The following is an 18,896-nucleotide window of genomic DNA, read 5'->3' as shown; positions in this document are numbered from 1 at the left end:
ACGAGGAGGATGGACATGGCGGTACGTGCGGCGGTGGCCGGAGCGAGCGGATACGCGGGCGGCGAGGCCCTGCGCCTGCTCCTCGCGCACCCCGAGGTCGAGATCGGGGCCCTGACCGGGAACTCCAACGCCGGCCAGCGGCTCGGCGCACTGCAGCCGCATCTGCTGCCCCTGGCCGACCGCGTGCTGACTCCGACCACGCCCGAGGCGCTCGCCGGGCACGACGTGGTCTTCCTCGCGCTGCCGCACGGGCAGTCCGCCGCCGTCGCCGAGCAGCTCGGGCCCGATGTCCTCGTGGTCGACATGGGCGCCGACTTCCGGCTGAAGGATCCGGCCGACTGGGAGAAGTTCTACGGCTCCCCGCACGCCGGCACCTGGCCGTACGGCCTCCCCGAACTTCCGGGCGCCCGCGCCGCGCTGGAGGGGTCCAAGCGCATCGCGGTGCCCGGTTGCTACCCCACCGCCGTCACCCTGGCCCTGTTCCCGGCCTACGCCGCACAGATCGCCGAGCCCGAGGCGGTGATCGTCGCCGCGTCCGGCACCTCCGGCGCCGGAAAAGCGCCCAAGCCGCATCTGCTCGGCAGCGAGGTCATGGGCTCCATGGCGCCGTACGGTGTCGGCGGCGGCCACCGGCACACCCCCGAGATGATCCAGAACCTCAGCGGGGCGGCGGGGGAGCGGGTCTCGGTCTCCTTCACGCCGACGCTCGCGCCGATGCCGCGCGGGATCCTCGCCACGTGCAGCGCGTCCGCGAAGCCGGGCGTCACCGCCGAGTCGGTCCGCGCCGCCTACCAGAAGGCCTACGCCGACGAGCCCTTCGTGCACCTGCTGCCCGAGGGCCAGTGGCCCGCGACGGCGTCCGTCTACGGTTCCAACGCCGTTCAGGTGCAGGTCGCGTACGACGAGTCCGTGGGCCGCATCATCGCGATCAGCGCCATCGACAACCTGACCAAGGGCACCGCCGGCGGTGCCGTCCAGAGCATGAACATCGCCCTCGGTCTTCCCGAGACCACCGGGCTTTCCACGATCGGAGTCGCACCGTGAGTGTCACGGCAGCCAGGGGATTCACGGCGGCGGGGATCGCCGCCGGGATCAAGGAGAACGGCAACCCCGACCTGGCCCTCGTGGTCAACAACGGGCCGCGCCGTGCCGCCGCGGGCGTCTTCACCTCCAACCGCGTGAAGGCCGCACCGGTGCTGTGGTCGGAGCAGGTGCTCAAGAGCGGCCAGGTCTCGGCGGTCGTCCTCAACTCCGGCGGCGCCAACGCCTGTACCGGCCCGAAGGGTTTCCAGGACACCCACGCCACCGCCGAGAAGGTGGCCGAGGTGCTCGGCCGGGGCGCCATCGAGGTCGCCGTCTGCTCCACCGGGCTCATCGGCGTCCTGCTGCCCATGGACAAGCTGCTCCCGGGTGTCGAGACGGCCGCCGCCCAGCTCTCCGAGCACGGCGGCGAGAAGGCCGCCATCGCCATCAAGACCACCGACACCGTCCACAAGACGTCCGTCGTGACGAAGGGAGGCTGGACCGTCGGCGGCATGGCCAAGGGCGCCGGCATGCTCGCCCCCGGCCTCGCCACCATGCTGGTCGTCCTCACCACGGACGCGGAGCTGGACGACGACGCACTGGACCGGGCGCTGCGCGCCGCCACGAAAGTCACCTTCGACCGCGTCGACTCCGACGGCTGCATGTCCACCAACGACACCGTCCTGCTGCTGGCCTCCGGCTCCTCCGGCATCACCCCGGAGTTCTCCGAGTTCGCCGATGCCGTACGGCAGGTGTGCGACGACCTCGGACAGCAGCTCATCCGGGACGCCGAGGGCGCCAGCAAGGACATCAAGGTCGAGGTGGTCAACGCGGCCAGCGAGGCGGACGCCGTCGAGGTGGGCCGCTCCATCGCCCGCAACAACCTCCTCAAGTGCGCGATCCACGGCGAGGACCCCAACTGGGGCCGGGTGCTCTCCGCGATCGGCACCACGAAGGCCGCCTTCGACCCGGACCAGCTCAACGTCGCCATCAACGGCGTGTGGGTGTGCAAGAACGGTTCGGTCGGCGAGGACCGCGAGAAGGTCGACATGCGCTACCGCGAGGTGCACATCGTCGCCGACCTGGCGGCGGGCACCGAGACCGCGACGATCTGGACCAACGACCTCACCGCCGACTACGTCCACGAGAACAGCGCCTATTCGTCATGAGCACTCGCAAGCACACAGCCCTGCCGAAGGCCCAGATCCTCATCGAGGCGCTGCCCTGGCTGGTCAAGCACAACGGCAAGACCGTCGTCATCAAGTTCGGCGGCAACGCCATGATCGACGAAGAGCTGAAGGCGGCCTTCGCCCAGGACGTCGTGTTCCTGCACCACGCCGGCCTCAAGCCGGTCGTGGTCCACGGCGGCGGCCCGCAGATCAGCGCCGCCCTCGACCGGCACGGCATCGTCAGCGAGTTCAAGGCGGGCCTGCGCGTGACCACCGAGGACGCCATGGACGTCGTACGGATGGTGCTGGCGGGACAGGTGCAGCGGGAGCTGGTCGGCCTGCTCAACCGGCACGGGCCGCTCGCCGTCGGCCTGACCGGCGAGGACGCCCACACCATCACCGCGACCAGGCACCAGCCCGAGATCGACGGCGAACTGGTCGACATCGGGCGGGTCGGCGAGATCACCGCCATCGACACGGGCGCCATCGAGGCGCTGCTCGCCGACGGCCGTATCCCGGTCGTGTCGTCGATCGCCCGCTCCCAGGACGACCACCATGTCTACAACGTCAATGCTGATACGGCGGCTGCGGCACTCGCTGCGGCACTGGGCGCCGAGACCCTCATGGTCCTCACCGACGTCGAGGGCCTCTACGAGGACTGGCCGAACTCCGACGAGGTGATCAGCCGCCTCACCGCTTCCCAACTGGAGAAGCTGCTGCCGGAGTTGAGCTCCGGCATGGTGCCGAAGATGGAGGGCTGTCTGTACGCCGTGCGCAACGGGGTGCACACCGCCCGCGTCATCGACGGCCGGGTCCAGCACTCGATCCTGCTGGAGATCTTCACCGACGAAGGCATCGGCACGATGGTCGTGCCCGACGAGCTCGAGGGGGACGCACAGTGACGGGCAACCAGGGCACCCAGGAGCACCGGGGAAACCAGGAGCTGACCCAGCGCTGGCAGGGCGTGCTCATGAACAACTACGGCACCCCCCGCCTGCCCCTCGTGCGCGGCGAGGGCGTGAAGGTCTGGGACGCCGAGGGCCGGGAGTACCACGACTTCGTCGGCGGCATCGCCACCAACGCCCTCGGTCACGCCCACCCGGCGATCGTGGAGGCCGTCAGCGGGCAGATCGCCTCCCTCGGCCACATCTCCAACTTCTTCATGGCCGAGCCCACCGTCGCCCTCGCCGAACGGCTGCTGACGCTCTTCGGCCGGGAGGGCCGCGTCTTCTTCTGCAACTCCGGAGCCGAGGCCAACGAGGCCGCCTTCAAGATCGGCCGGCTCACCGGGCGCACCCACATGGTCGCCACGACCGGCGGCTTCCACGGCCGTACGATGGGCGCCCTCGCGCTCACCGGCCAGCCCGCCAAGCAGGACCCCTTCCTGCCGCTGCCCGGCGAGGTCACCCACGTGCCCTACGGCGACGCCCAGGCGCTCGCGGCGGCGGTCACCGAGGAGACCGCTCTGGTGATCATCGAGCCGGTCCAGGGCGAGAACGGGGTGGTGGTGCCCCCGGCCGGCTATCTGAAGGCCGCCCGCGCCATCACCGCCGCCACCGGCGCCCTGCTGGTACTGGACGAGGTGCAGACCGGCATCGGCCGCACCGGCACCTGGTTCGAGTACCAGGCCCACGAGGGCGTGCTGCCCGACGTCGTCACCCTCGCCAAGCAGCTCGGCGGCGGACTGCCGCTCGGCGCCACCGTGGCCTTCGGCCGGGCCGCCGAACTGCTCCGGCCCGGCCAGCACGGTACGACCTTCGGCGGCAACCCGGTCGCCTGCGCCGCCGGACTCGCAGTGCTCGACACGATCGCGCACGAGGGGCTGCTGGAGAACGTCAAGCGGCAGGGCGAGAAGCTGCGCGAGGGAATCGAGGGACTGGGCCACCCGCTGATCGACTTTGTGCGGGGCGCCGGTCTGCTCCTGGGTATCGTGCTCACCGGGCCGCACGCGCCGCAGGTGCAGCAGGCGGCCCAGGAGGCCGGGTTCCTGGTGAACGCGCCCGCCCCCGACGTCGTACGGCTCATGCCGCCGCTGAACCTGACCGACGACGAGGCGGGAGCGTTCCTGCAGGCGCTGCCCGGCATCCTCGACGCAGCGAACCCAGTGGATGGGGACGGACGATCCGAAGAATAGGACGACGATGAGCCAGGCGCAGGACCACGAGCAGGCGGCGGGTACCGGACCGGCCGTGCCGCAGACCCGCACCGCGCGGCACCGCCGGATCGTGGACATCCTCAACCGGCAGCCGGTGCGGTCGCAGAGTCAGCTGGCCAAGCTGCTCGCCGACGACGGGCTGAGCGTCACCCAGGCGACGCTCTCCCGGGACCTCGACGAGCTGAACGCGGTGAAGATCCGCAACACCGACGGCGAGCTGATCTACGCGGTGCCGAGCGAGGGCGGGTTCCGTACCCCCCGTGCCCCCCTGGGGGAGTCGGCCAAGGAGGAGCGCATGCGGCGCCTCTCCCAGGAGCTGCTGATCTCCGCGGAGGCCTCCGCCAACCTCGTCGTCCTGCGCACCCCGCCGGGGGCCGCCCAGTTCCTCGCCTCGGCCATCGACCAGGCGGAGCTGCACGACATCCTGGGCACGATCGCCGGCGACGACACGCTGCTGCTGATCAGCCGGGACCCGAGCGGGGGCCAGGCCCTGGCGGACCACCTGCTGCGGCTGGCGCAGAACGGGCACTGAACCGGCATGCGGCGCCCCGCCCGTGGGCGGAGAATGACAGTGTGATCTTCCGCGGCGGGCGGGCAGGTGGGCGGGCAATCCCCTGGCGGCCGTCGGCCGTATACAAGGGTGTGTCGGGTTTCCGGTTCCGCGTGGACCGCCTCCCGGACGAAGCCCTGCTGGCCGGGCTGGCCACCGGTGATCCGGAACTCGCGGTGATCTTCGTACGCAGGTTCCAGCGCCGGGTGTTCGGGGTCGCCATGGCCGTCACCGGAGATGTGCAACTCGCCGAGGACGTCGCTCAGTCGACGTTCGAGCGCGCGTGGCGGCACGCCCAGATCTACGACTCGCGCCGCGGCTCGGTCACCACCTGGCTGACGACCATCGCGCACAACCTCGCCGTCGACGCCGTCCGCTCCCGGCGGACCGAGCCGATGGCACCTGAGGACCTCGACTCCGTCATCGGCGTCGTCACCGAGACCCCCGAGCAGTGGGCGCTGGCCGACGAGGCCTCCTCCCAGCTGCGGGCCGCCGTGGGGCGGTTGCCTCGGGAACAGGCAAGGGCCCTGGTGATGGCGGGTATCTACGGGATGACGGCCCAGCAGATCGCCGAGGCGGAGCGCATCCCGCTGGGCACCGCCAAGACACGGATCAGGGCCGCCATGGCGAAACTGCGCACCACGCTCGCGCCTTCGAAGCGAGGCGACCATGTCCAGTGACGCGAACTGCGACAAGCTGCGCGAGATCGGCGCCGAGCTCGCGCTGGGCGTGCTGCCGGCCCGGGAGCGCGCGGAAGCGGTCGCCCATCTGGACCGGTGCGCGGACTGCCGGGAGTACGTCCGCCGGCTCACCCTGGTCGGCGACCGGCTGATCGGCCTGCTGCCGGACGCCGAGCCCCCGGCCGGGTTCGAGACCCGGGTGGCGCGCAGGCTGGCCGAACAGGCTTCGGGGCCCGAGGCTCCCAGGGGCGCCTCCGGCCGTGCACCGGGGAACCTGCGCGGGCGCGCCCGGCGCGCCCGGCTGCGGCTCGCGGCCGTCGCCACCGCGCTCACCGTCGCCGTCGGCTTCGCCGGCTGGGGGATCGGCACCGTCGTCGAGACCGTCATCGCCTCGACCGCGCCCGCCACCGAGTCCGAGCCCGTGCTGCTCGGCGACATGACCTCGGCGACGAACGGCGGCAAGGTCGGCGAGGTCTACATCCATCCCGAGAACCCCGGCTGGATCTTCGTGTCCGTCGACTCCGCCGGGCCTCGCGGCGTGTACACCGGCAAGGTCACCTGTCTGCTGGAGCGCGCCGACGGCACGACCGTACGGGTCGGCGACTTCCTCCTGAGCGGCGGACGCGGCGAGTGGGGCGTGGGCGCTCCCGGCGACCTGTCGACCCTCTCCGGTGCCCGGCTGACGACACCCGGCGGCACCGTCATCGCCACGGCCCACCTGATGAAGGGGCACGTCGTGCAACCGAAGGAGGGAACAGTGGCCGCCTGATACGGCGAGCGGGCTTTTCCCGGGTGGTCAGCCCAGTCGCGCCGCCAGCCCCCCGGTGCACCGCACCTCGTCGCCGGCGGTGATCAGCAGTCCCTCCACGTCCGGCAGCGACTCCAGCCAGACCAGGCCCGCCCGGGAGCCCATCGCGAAGGCCGCCGTGGCCCAGCAGTCGATCCAGGTCAGACGGGGACCGATCACCGTCACTGCCACCAGGTCCGACACCGCGGACTTCCCCGTGCGCGGATCCACGATGTGCGCGCCCCGCTCGGCCGTCCCCGAAGTCGCCACCGACAGTTCGGCCACGCCCGCCGTCGAGACCACCGCCGCCAGACCACCCGGCCGCAGCGGATCCGCCACCCCCACGCGCCACGGCCGCCCAGGCTCCGGCGTGCCGAGGAGCTGGACGTCCCCGCCTCCGTTGACGCTCACCCCGCGCACCCCGGCCACCGCCGCCAGCAGCCGCGCGGCCCGCTCGGCGGCCCAGCCCTTGACGATGCCGGTGGGATCGAGCGAGCCCTGGTAGCGGGTGCTGAACCAGCCCTCGCTCACCCGTTCCGCCTCGGCCGCGAGGTCCAGCACCTCGGCCACCTCCGGCGCGCACTCCGCCACGGTCAGCTCGCCGCGGGCCAGCCGCGAGACCTCGCTGTCCTCGCGGTAGGTGCTGAACACCGCGTCCGCACGGTGCAGACCGGCGACGGCTTCGGCCAGCGCCTCGCGCACCGCACCGGGTTCCCCGCCGCGGACGTCGAAGGAGAAGACGGTCCCCATGACCTCCTCCGCATGACGCACCGCGGCGGGAGCATCGGCCGACTCGGTCACCGGGTCAGCCACCGGCCTGGTCCAGCGCCGACTGCAGCGACTGCTTGTAGCCGGTGCTGGTGTAGGTGGCGCCGGAGACGGCGTCGATGTTCGCGTTCCCGGCCGTGACGGCCTCCTGGTTGAGCTTGGGGACGGCCAGCGCGGTCTTCTGGTCGCTGAGTCCGCCCTTGGGCGCCTGCACCGCCTCGGCCTTGGTGATCTTGCCACCGCTGACCGTGATCCGCACCTGGACCGGGCCGTACTGCGTCTGCGCGACCTTGCCGGTGACCGTGCGGGCCTGTGCCGCACCGGAGGAACCGGAGGCCCCGGAACCGGAGGAGCCGGCCGGGGTGCCCGTCGAGGACCCGGCGGACGTCTTCATCTTGTCCAGCGCCGACTGCAGCGACTGCTTGTAGCCGTTGCTCGTGTACGTCGCCCCGGACACCGCGTCGATCCGCGCGCTCTGCGCCGCGACGGCCTCCTGGTTGAGCTTGGGGACGGCCAGCGCGGTCTTCTGGTCGCTGAGTCCGCCCTTGGGCGCCTGCACCGCCTCGGCCTTGGTGATCTTGCCGCCCGCGACGGTCAGCCGTACCTGCACGGTCCCGTACTGCGTCTGCGTGGCGTCGCCGGTCACCGTGCCGGAGCCGGTGGAGGCCTGGGCACCGCCCTGCGGTGACTCCTGCCCCGCGGCCGGCTGCTGCGGGGCCGCGCCCGCCGCCGAGGCCGCGGCCGGATCGGACGCCGGCTTCAGCGACAGCAGCAGCACGACACCGGACACGGTGGCGGCGGTGGCCAGCACGACCCGCCGAATGGGGTGGCTCTTCCTCATCAGTCCGTAGCTCCCGCTCACATCTCGAACGACTCGTGATGGATGCGGCGGGCGGGGACCCCCGCGCCGCGCAGTGCCTCGTACACCGACTGAGCGAACCCGGTCGGGCCGCACATGAACACGTCGTGCCGGTCGATGTCCGGGATCTTCCGCTGGAGGTTCTCCGCGGAGATGTCCGGCCGCTCCCCGTCGGGGCTGTTCACCGCGTACATCAGCCGCGCGCCCCGCTCGTCGGCGATCTTCGCCAGCTCGTCCCACAGCGCCAGGTCCTGGGTGCTGTTGGCCCGGTAGAGCAGGGTGATGTCACCGGCCGCCCCGGGCAGCGTCTCGAACAGCGCCCGCATCGGGGTGATGCCGACGCCGCCCGCGACCAGCAGCACCTTGCCCCGGCTGCGGCGCTGCGCGGTCATCGCGCCGTACGGGCCCTCCGCCCACACCCGGGTGCCGGGCGTGAGCTCGCGCAGCCGGGCGCTGTGGTCGCCGATCGCCTTCACCGTGATCCGCAGCATGTCCGGGCGGGGCGCCGCCGACAGCGAGTACGGATGCGAGCTGAAGCGCATCCCCGGCGCGAGGAACCGCCAGCGGAAGAACTGTCCCGCCTCCGCGCCCATCCGGTGCAGCTTGCGCCCGCCGATGAGCACCGACACGATGCCCGGCGTCTCCTCGATGACCGCCTCCACGCGCATCCGGTGCTTGAGGTTCAGCCGGATCGGGGTGAGGATCCGGTACCAGATCACGAGCGCGGTGACCGCGCCGTACAGGACGTACCAGAAGGTCTTCGCCATGGGCTCGACCGCGAAGTCGTTGCCGGTGGTGATCTGGTGCCAGAACGTCAGGAACACCGCCGCGTACGTCATCAGATGGACGTGGTACCAGGTGTCGTACGGCATACGGCGGCGGATCCCGCCGATCGACGTCAGCCCGATCAGCACGAACAGGCCCGTGCCGATGGCCGCCTTGCCCACATCGGGAAGCTGGTTGATGGAGTCGATGGTCTGCTGGACGATGTCGCCGAGCGACTTGCCCGCCTGGCGCGCGTACCCCCACATGGTGAGGAAGACGTGCGCCACGATCAGGCAGATCGTGTAGCGGCCGCTCATCGCGTGCCAGCGGGCCACCCGGTCCGAGCCGACCCGCCGTTCCAGCGCCGGCACGCGCGCCATCTGCAACACGACCAGCGCCATCAGATAGCCGGCCAGAAGGCCCGTGATTCGGCCGGCGTTGAGGATCCGGCCGGTGTCGTCGGCGATGGACGGTGTGTTGTGCCACCAGAGCCACAGCACGGCCGCCGCGCCCGCCCAGACGGCGAGCAGCAGCGGTACGGCCGGGGAGCGGCGCGGGCGGATGCGGCGCATCGTCTGTCGGCGGGCGGCACGTCCGCCTGCGAGCGTGGTGGTCACGGTTCCTCCGTGGGGACTTGACCCTTGGCCCACAGATACGTGCCGCGTGCGCCGAGTGTTCAGCGGTTCCGCCTCACAGTCCCGCCGAGTCCAGCGCGGACTGCAGGGACTGCTTGTAGCCGGTGCTGGTGTAGGTGGCGCCCGACACCATGTCGATGTCCGCGCTCTGCGCGGCCAGCGCCTCACGCCGCAGCTGGGGCAGGGCGTAGCTGTTGATCTCCTGGTCGCGCGGGTTGTCCTGCGGGTACTGCACCGCCGTCACCTCGGTGAGCTTGCCGCTCTTGATCGTCACCCGCACCTGGACCGGGCCCCAGCGGGTCTGGACGGTGTCTCCGGTGACGGTCTTGCTGACCTTCGAACCCGAGGCGGAGCCGCCGGAGGAGCCGCTCGATCCGCCCGACGATCCGCCCGATCCGCTCGACGGGGCCGAACTGCTCGACACGGTCGGCGACTTGGTGTCGGCCGTGGCCAGCGTGGGGCCCGTGTGCGGCTTGAGCGACAGCAGCAGCACCATCCCGGAGACGGTGGCGGCACTGGCCAGCACGATCCGGCGGAGCGGGCGGTTCTTCCTCAGGGCATGCACGTGGTCAGCCTCACAGTTCTCACGGTTCTCACAGTTCGAACGACTCGTGGTGGATGCGGCGGTCCGGCACCCCGGCCGCGCGCAGCGCCTCGTACACGTCCTGCGCGAAGCCGTGCGGCCCGCAGATGTAGACGTCGTGACCGGCGAGGCCCGGGAAGGTCGCGCGCAGCGACTGCGCCGTGATGTCCGGGCGCTCGCCCCGGGGACCGTTCAGCGCGTACAGCACCTGGGCGCCGCGCCACCGGGCGATCGCCTCCAGCTCCGCGCCGAGCGCCAGGTCCTCGGCGCGGCGCGCCCGGTAGAGCAGGGTGACCTCGCCGGGCAGCGTCTCGAACAGGGCGCGCAGCGGGGTGACGCCGACGCCGGCCGCGATCAGCAGGGAGTGGTGGCTGGTGGCCCGGTCGGCGGTCAGCGAGCCGTACGGGCCCTCCGCCCACACCCGGGTGCCGGGCCGCAGCAGGGCGACGGCCGCGCTGTGGTCGCCGAGCGCCTTGACCGTGATGCGCATCAGATCCGGGCGCGGCGGCGCCGACAGGGAGTAGGGCGTCGACGTCCAGCGCAGGCCCTCGCCGAGGAACCGCCAGCGGAAGAACTGCCCCGGCCGCGCGCCCAGCTCGTCCAGGTGCCGTCCGCGTACGACGACCGAGTACACACCCGGTGCCTCCAGGTGAACCGAGTCCACACGCAGCCGGTGGCGCCGGTTGAGGCGGACCGGGGCGAGGATCCGGAACCACAGCACCAGGGCCGCGACGCCCAGGTACAGCGCGTACCAGGCGGCGGTCGCCACCGGCTTGCCGTTGAACTCGTTCCCCAGCGTCAGCTGGTGGAAGAAGGCCAGGAACACGGCCGCGTACGTCAGCAGGTGGACGTAGTACCAGAACTCGTGGCTGGTGCGGCGGCGCACGGCCCGGGCCGAGGTGATGCCGACCGCGAAGAGGATCACCGTGCCGGCGGTGGCCTTGAGCATGTCCGGATAGTCCAGGACGACGGTCACCGCCTCGTGCCACAGCGAGGCCCGGTCCTGGGCGGCGTACCCGGCGAGGATCAGCACGATGTGCGCGACCAGCAGACAGACCGTGTACCGGCCGGCCATCGCGTGCCAGCGCGCCACCCGGTCCGAGCCGATCCGCCTCTCCAGCAGCGGCACCCGCGCCATCAGACCGACCAGCACCGCGCAGGCGTACCCGCACAGCAGCCCGGCGATCCGCCCGGCGCCGGTCAGCCACCCGGCCGAACCGACCACGGACCCGGTGTCCGCCCACCAGAGCGCGACCACGGCCGCCGCCCCGGCCCACAGCGCGGCCAGCACGGGCCCCGCGGGGGAGCGCCGTGCGGTCACGGGCGGTGCCGCCCGCCGCACATCCACGGTGGTCATCAGTCGCCGTCCCTTCGTCCGTCGTACCGGGCCACTGTGCGGCGGAAAGCTCTGAGACACCTCTGAGCAACCCTGTCACCAGGCGCTTTGAGAGCAGACTCAGAAGCTGTTCTCAGACTGCGTTCAGCGGGCCTGAGGGCTCTCAGAGAAAACTCAGAGCGGAGGCGGTGTCTCGCATTCCTCCCCATGGGTGATGCTGGAAGGCGCGATGAACACCACCCGTTCCGGCCGCCCGGCCCTCACCCGACCCGACGGCACCCCGCTGCGCGTCCTCGTCGTCGACGACGACCCCGACCTCGCGGAGGTGCTCACCGGCGCCCTGCGCTACGAGGGCTGGGAGGTGCGTGCCGCCGGGGACGGCGCGTCGGCCCTCAGCACCGCGCGCGAGCTGCTGCCCGACGCCGTCGTCCTGGACGTGATGCTCCCGGACACCGACGGCTTCGCCGTGCTGCGCCGGCTGCACGAGGTGAAGCCGGACGTCTGCGTCCTCTTCCTCACGGCACGGGACGCGGTCGAGGACCGGATCGCGGGCATCACGGCCGGCGGTGACGACTACGTCACCAAGCCCTTCAGCCTGGAGGAGGTCGTGGCCCGGCTGCGCGGCCTGCTGCGCCGGGCGGGCATGGCCCGGCAGCAGGAGGAGGGGCCCCGGCTGGTCGTGGGCGACCTGGTGATGGACGAGGAGGCCCGCGAGGTCACCCGGGCCGGCGAACTGATCGAGCTCTCACCCACCGAGTTCGAGCTCCTGCGCTTCCTCATGCGCAACCCGCGCCGCGTGCTCAGCAAGGCGCAGATCCTCGACCGGGTCTGGTCCTACGACTTCGGCGGCCGGGCCCATGTGGTCGAGCTGTACATCTCCTATCTGCGCAAGAAGGTCGACGCGGGCCGCGAGCCCATGATCCACACGGTGCGCGGGGCGGGCTACGTCCTGAAACCGGTGACCAAGTGAGCCGCCTCGGCCTGCGCGGTGCCCTGGCCCGGCTGCCCCGGCCCCGCACCCTCCGCGCCCGGCTCACCTTCGGTCTGGTGGTGCTGCTGGCGGTGAGCTGCGCGGCCGTGGGCCTGGCCGCGGTCGTCGAGCTGAACGGCTTCCTCACCCAGCGCCTGGACGAGCAGCTCGCCCAGGTCGGCACCCGGTTCCCGGAGAGCCTCGAACACAACGGCAAGCTGCCCGACGACCACGACGGGGACGAGCACGGCGACACCCGCCGGATGGCCACCGGCACCTTCGGCGCCCGTCTGCTGAACGGCACGGTCACCAACAAGGGCCTCATCCGCTCCGGTGACCCGGCGGCCGACCTGACCGTCGGCCTGACCGCGCAGGACGCAGCCCGGCTGGCCCGGACACCGGCCGACGGCCGGCCCCACACCGTCGAGCTGTCGGCCCTGCACGACTACCGGGTCGTCGCCACCGCCGGCCGGGACGGGGACGTGCTGATCGTCGGCCTGCCACTGGAACCGGTCGAGGCCACCGTCCGCCGGCTGGAGGCGGTCGCCGCGATCGTCTTCGGGCTGGCCCTGGTGGTGACCGGCGTGGCCGGCGCCCTCTGGGTCCGCTGGTCCCTGCGCCCCCTCAGCCGGGTCGCCGCCACCGCCACCCGGGTCAGCGAACTCCCGCTGGCCAGCGGCGAGGTCGCGCTGCCGCCGCGCGCCCCGGACGCCGACCCGGGCACCGAGGTGGGCCGTGTCGCCGCGGCCTTCAACCGCATGCTCGGCCATGTCGAGGACGCGCTGACCAAACGGCACGCGAGCGAGGAGCGGCTGCGCCGCTTCGCCGCCGACGCCAGCCACGAGCTGCGCACCCCGGTCGCCTCGGTCCGCGGCCACGCCGAGCTGGCCCTGCTGCACCCCGGCCCGGTACCGCCGGAGGTCACCCGCGCCCTGCAGCGCATCACGGCCGAGTCCGCCCGCATGGGCGAGATGGTCGACGACCTGCTGCTGCTGGCCCGGCTGGACGCGGGCCGCCCGCTGGAGCGCCGCCCGGTGGACCTCACCCACCTGGTCCTGGACGCGGTCACCGACGCCCGCGCCACCGGTCCCGACCACCGCTGGAGCATGGACCTGCCCGAGGACCCGGTGACGGTCCCGGGCGACGCCCACCGCCTCCAACAGGTGTTGGCCAACCTGTTGGCCAACGCGCGTTTGCACACACCCGTTGGCACCAAGGTGACGGTCACCCTGGAGGCCGGCACCGACGCGGCCCTCCTCTCTGTCCACGACGACGGCCCCGGCGTGCCCGAGGAGGTCCAGCCCGGCGTCTTCGAACGCTTCACCCGAGCCGAACACCGCCGCCCCACGGGCACCTCCGGCTCCGGCGCGGGCCTCGGCCTGTCGATCGTGGCGGCGGTGGTGGAGGCGCACGGGGGCGGCGTGCGGCTGGAGAGCAGCCCGGGCTCGACGACGTTCACGGTGCGGCTTCCGGCGAGCTGAGCCCTTCAGTACCGGGTGACGGCCGTGGCTCCGTCCACCGTCCCGATGGCCATGTGCGGCTTCTGGTCCGGCTTCGCCCACTGGAGGATGCGCCGCATCGCGTCCTGAGGCACCGACACGCATCCGGCCGTCGCCGCCTGCCCGTTCACATGGAGGAAGATCCCGGCTCCGCGTCCGCGCACCGGCCGGTCGTAGTTGAAGCCGATGACGAGCCCGTACGCGTACTGGGTGCTGTAGGTGATCAAGTGCTCGGACTCGGAGGCGCGGCAGTCGGCGGGCAGCGGATCCACCCAACGGTTGTACGCCGCCGAGTCGTTGTCCTGGCACCACCAGGAACTCTCCTTGACCGCCCGGTACTCCACGCTCGTCCCGCCCGGCGCTGCCCTGATCCCGAAGCCGAAGGGAAGGTCGTACAAGCCGGTCGGTGTCGTGTTCGTCCCCTGCTTCCGCGAGGTGCCCTCCGCCAGCCCGTTCGCCCCGAAGCGCGCCGGTGCCGAACCGGCCTGCACCCACTGCCCGCCCCGCAGGTCCCACCAGGTGACCGTCCCCGATGTCGAGCCGGCGTCCGGGGCCTGGGCGATGAGCAGCTGGCTTCCTCCGCCGGTGTCCGCCAGACGTGCGGGCAGCGGGCCGGACTCGGGACCCGGAGTGAAACCGAGCAGGGCGAGCGAGGAGGCCGACACGAGGGCGAGCACGACACCGGGGCGCATGGCTCAGACGCTAGACGGCGGAAGCGGCAACGGCAGCCCGGGTAGTCCGTCCAGGCTCGTCGCGACATGCTCCTTCTTCTCGAAGTACGCGTTCAGCGAGACGTCGTCCTCCCGCGCGAAACGCCTCCCGTGCAGGTCGCGGTCGCTCTCGTAGGCCATGTAGGGGACGGCGTACCCGCAGGTGTCCCGGACCAGTTCGGCGTGCACGACGATGACGGCGCGCAGCCCGTGCGCGCGCGGGTCGATGTCCGGGAAATGGCTCAGGAGCTCCTTGAAGCGCGGGTCGTCCCGGAAGACCGGCTCGCCCCGGCCGTGCACGCGCACGATGTTCGGCGGGCCCTGGAAGGCGCACCACATCAGGGTGATCCGGCCGTTCTCCCTGAGGTGCGCGATGGTCTCGGCGTTGGACCCGGCGACGTCCAGGTAGGCCACGGTCAGTTCGTCGAGCACGGCGAAGGAGCCCTTGAGGCCCTTGGGGGAGAGGTTGACCGTGCCGTCGCCGGACAGCGGGGCGGTCGCGGTGAAGAAGAGGGGTTGCTCCTCGATGAACGTCCGGAGCCTGCCGTCGATGCGCTCATAGGTCTTTCCCATGTCTAAGGATTATCGGCGCAGTTCCTTCGGCTGTCTAAGGATTTCACCGAAGAGCCCCCGTCCGGACCCGCGCTTGCGGACGCACGCGCCCGGACCCGTCGTGGCCGCCCCGGCCGGCGCTAGTCGGGGCGGCCACGCTGCCCGCTACCTCACTTCGTGAGCGTGCAGGCGGCCAGGGAGTCCAGCCCGGTGGGTTTGGTGGTGGTGCGGCCGATGGCGATGGCGATGCGGTCGATGGTGGAGGTCCGCTTGTCCTTGAGGGGTCCGAGGATGGCGTTGTTCACGAAGTTGGGTCCGCCTTGGCCCACGGTGGTTTGCAGGCGCTTGCCGACTTCCTGGATCTGGGTCTGGAGGAGGGCGAGGTTGCGGTCGACCTCGGCCTGGGCGGAGGCGGGGACGGCCGGGAGCTTGGCGGCGACGTCGGGGCAGGAGATGGTGCCGGGGCCGCCGCCGGCCGCCGTACTCGTACCGGTGCCCGACTGCCGGGTCGCGGCCGTGCTCGGTGTGCCGGCGCCACCGCCCGCCGCGCCGGTGCCGCTCGCGTTCAGGGTGCAGGTGGCCAGGGAGTCCAGCCCGGTGGGTTTGGTGGTGCGGCCGATGGCGATGGCGATGCGGTCGATGGTGGAGGTCCGTTTGTCCTTGAGGGGTCCGAGGATGGCGTTGTTCACGAAGTTGGGTCCGCCTTGGCCCACGGTGGTTTGCAGGCGCTTGCCGGCTTCCTGGATCTGGGTCTGGAGGAGGGCGAGGTTGCGGTCGACCTCGGCCTGGGCGGAGGCGGGGACGGCCGGGAGCTTGGCGGCGACGTCGGGGCAGGAGATGGTGCCGGGGCTCGCGAGGGTCCGGGCCTGCGCCGCCCCGCCGCTCTTGGCGGGGGTGCCCGCGAGGGCGGTGCCGGCGATCACCGCGCCGGACAGGGCCACGGCGGCGGCGCCCCCGAAGACCGCCACGCGACGCTTGTTGTACTTCGGAAGAGCCCTGGACATACGGATGCCTCACTTGGGTCAGGAGTGTCGTCGTCGGACGAACGCGGCGCCTGCGCTCGGCGGGAAGTACGAGAAAGCGGTTTCACATGTTCAAGGACCCGGCGCATTGACGAATCATGCAGAGCTCTGCATACTCATGCATGACAGCACGTGCAGTGTGAGGAGAAACCCGTGACCGAGCGCGTCGTACTCGCCTATTCGGGCGGTCTGGACACCTCCGTCGCCATCGGCTGGATCGCCGAGGAGACGGGCGCCGAGGTCGTCGCCGTCGCGGTGGACGTCGGCCAGGGCGGCGAGGACCTGGACGTCATCCGCAAGCGCGCCCTCGCCTGCGGTGCCGTGGAGGCCGAAGTGGCCGACGCCAAGGACGAGTTCGCCGAGGAGTACTGCCTCCCGGCGATCAAGGCCAACGCCCTCTACATGGACCGTTACCCGCTGGTCTCGGCCCTCTCCCGGCCGGCGATCGTCAAGCACCTGGTCGCCGCCGCCAGGAAGCACGGCGCCACGACCGTCGCCCACGGCTGCACCGGCAAGGGCAACGACCAGGTCCGCTTCGAGGCCGGCATCGTCGCCCTCGCCCCCGACCTGAAGTGCATCGCCCCGGTCCGCGACTACGCGATGACCCGGGACAAGGCCATCGCCTTCTGCGAGGCCAAGCAGCTCCCGATCGCCACCACCAAGAAGTCCCCGTACTCCATCGACCAGAACGTCTTCGGGCGCGCCGTCGAGACGGGCTTCCTGGAGGACATCTGGAACGCCCCAATCGAGGACATCTACGAGTACACCGCCGACCCGGCGGAGCCCCGCGAGGCCGACGAGGTGATCATCACCTTCGAGGCGGGCGTCCCGGTCGCCATCGACGGCCGGCCGGTCACCGTCCTGCAGGCGATCCAGCAGCTCAACGCGCGCGCCGGCGCCCAGGGCATCGGCCGGATCGACATGGTCGAGGACCGCCTCGTCGGCATCAAGTCCCGCGAGGTGTACGAGGCTCCGGGCGCGATCGCCCTGATCACCGCACACCAGGAGCTGGAGAACGTCACCGTCGAGCGTGAACTCGCCCGCTACAAGCGGCAGGTCGAGCAGCGCTGGGGCGAACTCGTCTACGACGGCCAGTGGTTCTCCCCGCTCAAGCGCGCCCTGGACGGCTTCGTCGACGAGGCCAGCCGGCACGTGACCGGCGACATCCGGATGACCCTGCACGGCGGCCGCGCGGTCGTCACCGGCCGCCGCTCGCCCGAGTCCCTGTACGACTTCAACCTGGCGACGTACGACACGGGCGACACGTTCGACCAGTCCGCGGCCAAGGGCTTCATCGACATCTACAGCCTGTCCTCGAAGATCGCCGCCCGGCGCGATCTCCAGGCATAGCCTGACGCACACCTCGCCCGACCGACCCACTTCCCTAGGAGCAGCGCAAGTGAGCAGCAACAGCGGTGACGTACGGCTCTGGGGCGGCCGTTTCGCCGACGGCCCCGCCGAGGCCCTGGCCAAGCTGTCCGCGTCCGTCCACTTCGACTGGCGGCTCGCGCCCTACGACATCGCCGGTTCGCGTGCCCACGCGCGCGTGCTGCACAAGGCCGGCCTGCTCACCGAGGACGAACTCCAGCGCATGATCGCCGGCCTCGACCAGCTGGAGGCCGATGTCGCCGACGGCTCCTTCGTGGGCACGATCGCCGACGAGGACGTCCACACCGCCCTGGAGCGCGGCCTGCTGGAGCGCCTCGGCCCCGACCTCGGCGGCAAACTGCGCGCCGGCCGGTCGAGGAACGACCAGGTGGCGACCCTCTTCCGGATGTACCTGAGGGACCACGCCCGGACCATCGGCGGCCTCATCGCCGACCTCCAGGACGCCCTGGTTGGCCTCGCCGAGGCCCACCCGGACGTCGCGATGCCCGGCCGCACCCACCTCCAGCACGCCCAGCCCGTGCTCTTCGCCCACCACGTCCTCGCCCACGTCCAGTCCCTGTCCCGGGACGCCGAGCGGCTGCGCCAGTGGGACGAGCGCACGGCGGTGTCGCCGTACGGCTCAGGCGCCCTCGCGGGCAGCAGCCTCGGCCTGGACCCGGAGGCGGTCGCCCAGGACCTCGGGTTCGAGCACGGCAGCGTCGGCAACTCCATCGACGGCACGGCCTCGCGTGACTTCGTGGCGGAGTTCGCCTTCATCACCGCGATGATCGGCGTGAACCTGTCCCGGATCGCGGAGGAGATCATCATCTGGAACACGAAGGAGTTCTCCTTCGTGACCCTGCACGACGCGTTCTCCACGGGCTCGTCGATCATGCCGCAGAAGAAGAACCCGGACATCGCGGAGCTGGCGCGCGGCAAGAGCGGCCGGCTGATCGGCAACCTGACGGGTCTGATGGCGACGCTCAAGGCCCTGCCCCTCGCCTACAACCGCGACCTCCAGGAGGACAAGGAGCCGGTCTTCGACTCCTGCGACCAGCTGGAGGTCCTGCTCCCCGCCTTCACCGGCATGATCGCCACCCTCACGGTCAACCGCGAGCGCATGGAGGAACTGGCCCCGGCCGGCTTCTCGCTCGCCACCGACATCGCCGAATGGCTGGTCAAGCAGGGCGTGCCGTTCCGCGTGGCCCACGAGGTCGCCGGGGAGTGCGTCAAGGCCGCCGAGGCCGAGGGCAAGGAACTGGACGAGCTGACGGACGAACAGTTCGCGAAGATCTCCGCCCACCTCACCCCCGAGGTCCGGTCCGTCCTCAACGTCCCGGGCGCCCTCGCCTCCCGCAACGGCCGGGGCGGCACGGCCCCGAGCGCGGTCGCCGTACAGCTGGCGGAGGTCAGGGCGGACGTGGCGGCCCAGCACGAGTGGGCGGAAGCCAAGAAGAAGAGCTGA

Annotated in this window: 19 protein-coding genes; 11 read left to right on the top strand and 8 right to left on the bottom strand. The window is 71.7% G+C overall.

Features of this window, described 5'->3' with window-relative positions; all coding sequences use genetic code 11:
- Positions 1-15 precede the first annotated feature (15 nt).
- The 7 genes from argC to ACQPXS_RS11810 all read left to right on the top strand — a co-directional run bounded on the left by argC (position 16) and on the right by ACQPXS_RS11810 (position 6,346).
- Complete coding sequence (argC, locus tag ACQPXS_RS11840; protein WP_433449178.1) at positions 16-1,044, top strand: N-acetyl-gamma-glutamyl-phosphate reductase; 1,029 nt, start codon at positions 16-18, stop codon at positions 1,042-1,044.
- Positions 1,041-2,192, top strand: a complete 1,152-nt coding sequence (argJ, locus tag ACQPXS_RS11835) for a bifunctional glutamate N-acetyltransferase/amino-acid acetyltransferase ArgJ (RefSeq protein WP_366486445.1) — start codon at positions 1,041-1,043, stop codon at positions 2,190-2,192. The genes argC and argJ overlap by 4 nt, the downstream gene beginning before the upstream one ends.
- Positions 2,189-3,094 carry an acetylglutamate kinase gene (argB, locus tag ACQPXS_RS11830; protein ID WP_390681841.1) on the top strand — a complete coding sequence of 302 codons (906 nt, stop codon included), beginning with the start codon at positions 2,189-2,191 and terminating at the stop codon, positions 3,092-3,094. The genes argJ and argB overlap by 4 nt, the downstream gene beginning before the upstream one ends.
- The gene (locus ACQPXS_RS11825; protein WP_433449177.1) at positions 3,091-4,326 is read left to right on the top strand and encodes an acetylornithine transaminase; all 1,236 of its coding nucleotides are present in this window, start codon (positions 3,091-3,093) and stop codon (positions 4,324-4,326) included. Before argB ends, ACQPXS_RS11825 begins: the two co-directional genes overlap by 4 nt.
- Before the next feature lie 7 nt (positions 4,327-4,333).
- Complete coding sequence (locus tag ACQPXS_RS11820) at positions 4,334-4,879, top strand: arginine repressor (protein ID WP_351804351.1); 546 nt, start codon at positions 4,334-4,336, stop codon at positions 4,877-4,879.
- A 110-nt stretch (positions 4,880-4,989) separates the two neighbouring features.
- Positions 4,990-5,577 carry an RNA polymerase sigma factor gene (locus ACQPXS_RS11815; RefSeq protein WP_351804354.1) on the top strand — a complete coding sequence of 196 codons (588 nt, stop codon included), beginning with the start codon at positions 4,990-4,992 and terminating at the stop codon, positions 5,575-5,577.
- Positions 5,567-6,346, top strand: a complete 780-nt coding sequence (locus tag ACQPXS_RS11810; protein WP_433449176.1) for a hypothetical protein — start codon at positions 5,567-5,569, stop codon at positions 6,344-6,346. The genes ACQPXS_RS11815 and ACQPXS_RS11810 overlap by 11 nt, the downstream gene beginning before the upstream one ends.
- A 27-nt stretch (positions 6,347-6,373) precedes the next feature.
- Here ACQPXS_RS11810 and ACQPXS_RS11805 read toward each other — a convergent pair whose 3' ends face one another.
- From ACQPXS_RS11805 to ACQPXS_RS11785, 5 genes are all read right to left on the bottom strand, one after another.
- A complete protein-coding gene (locus tag ACQPXS_RS11805) occupies positions 6,374-7,114 on the bottom strand; it encodes an FAD:protein FMN transferase (protein ID WP_433449175.1) in 741 nt (246 codons plus the stop codon).
- Positions 7,115-7,169: 55 nt separating this feature from the next.
- Positions 7,170-7,973, bottom strand: coding sequence for an FMN-binding protein (locus tag ACQPXS_RS11800; RefSeq protein ID WP_433449174.1), 804 nt, complete (start codon positions 7,971-7,973; stop codon positions 7,170-7,172).
- A 17-nt stretch (positions 7,974-7,990) separates the two neighbouring features.
- The gene (locus ACQPXS_RS11795; protein WP_433449173.1) at positions 7,991-9,373 is read right to left on the bottom strand and encodes a ferredoxin reductase family protein; all 1,383 of its coding nucleotides are present in this window, start codon (positions 9,371-9,373) and stop codon (positions 7,991-7,993) included.
- Between the two features lie 73 nt (positions 9,374-9,446).
- Entirely contained in the window at positions 9,447-9,956 is a 510-nt protein-coding gene (locus ACQPXS_RS11790) for an FMN-binding protein (protein WP_433449172.1), read from the bottom strand.
- 28 nt (positions 9,957-9,984) lie between these two features.
- Entirely contained in the window at positions 9,985-11,331 is a 1,347-nt protein-coding gene (locus ACQPXS_RS11785) for a ferredoxin reductase family protein (protein ID WP_433449171.1), read from the bottom strand.
- Between the two features lie 208 nt (positions 11,332-11,539).
- On the opposite strand from ACQPXS_RS11785, the gene ACQPXS_RS11780 reads away from it, so the two are divergent.
- The gene (locus ACQPXS_RS11780; RefSeq protein WP_356313313.1) at positions 11,540-12,280 is read left to right on the top strand and encodes a response regulator transcription factor; all 741 of its coding nucleotides are present in this window, start codon (positions 11,540-11,542) and stop codon (positions 12,278-12,280) included.
- Positions 12,277-13,761, top strand: coding sequence for a sensor histidine kinase (locus ACQPXS_RS11775; RefSeq protein WP_433449170.1), 1,485 nt, complete (start codon positions 12,277-12,279; stop codon positions 13,759-13,761). Before ACQPXS_RS11780 ends, ACQPXS_RS11775 begins: the two co-directional genes overlap by 4 nt.
- 5 nt (positions 13,762-13,766) lie before the next feature.
- Here the strand turns inward: ACQPXS_RS11775 and ACQPXS_RS11770 are convergent, their stop codons facing one another.
- The 3 genes from ACQPXS_RS11770 to ACQPXS_RS11760 all read right to left on the bottom strand — a co-directional run bounded on the left by ACQPXS_RS11770 (position 13,767) and on the right by ACQPXS_RS11760 (position 16,045).
- Positions 13,767-14,471 carry a L,D-transpeptidase family protein gene (locus tag ACQPXS_RS11770; RefSeq protein ID WP_390681836.1) on the bottom strand — a complete coding sequence of 235 codons (705 nt, stop codon included), beginning with the start codon at positions 14,469-14,471 and terminating at the stop codon, positions 13,767-13,769.
- A gap of 3 nt (positions 14,472-14,474) precedes the next feature.
- Positions 14,475-15,062 carry a pyridoxamine 5'-phosphate oxidase family protein gene (locus ACQPXS_RS11765; RefSeq protein WP_433449169.1) on the bottom strand — a complete coding sequence of 196 codons (588 nt, stop codon included), beginning with the start codon at positions 15,060-15,062 and terminating at the stop codon, positions 14,475-14,477.
- Positions 15,063-15,211: 149 nt separating this feature from the next.
- A complete protein-coding gene (locus tag ACQPXS_RS11760) occupies positions 15,212-16,045 on the bottom strand; it encodes a hypothetical protein (protein WP_433449168.1) in 834 nt (277 codons plus the stop codon).
- Positions 16,046-16,216: 171 nt separating this feature from the next.
- On the opposite strand from ACQPXS_RS11760, the gene ACQPXS_RS11755 reads away from it, so the two are divergent.
- Together ACQPXS_RS11755 and argH are read left to right on the top strand one after the other, a co-directional pair.
- Positions 16,217-17,413, top strand: coding sequence for an argininosuccinate synthase (locus ACQPXS_RS11755; RefSeq protein ID WP_433449167.1), 1,197 nt, complete (start codon positions 16,217-16,219; stop codon positions 17,411-17,413).
- A 49-nt stretch (positions 17,414-17,462) separates the two neighbouring features.
- Complete coding sequence (gene argH, locus ACQPXS_RS11750; RefSeq protein ID WP_433449166.1) at positions 17,463-18,896, top strand: argininosuccinate lyase; 1,434 nt, start codon at positions 17,463-17,465, stop codon at positions 18,894-18,896.

This window comes from Streptomyces sp. CA-142005, assembly GCF_050942335.1.
Classification (GTDB): domain Bacteria; phylum Actinomycetota; class Actinomycetes; order Streptomycetales; family Streptomycetaceae; genus Streptomyces.
The sequence above is the reverse complement of the archived record's forward strand: the minus strand, read 5'-3'. Positions and strand labels throughout refer to the sequence as shown.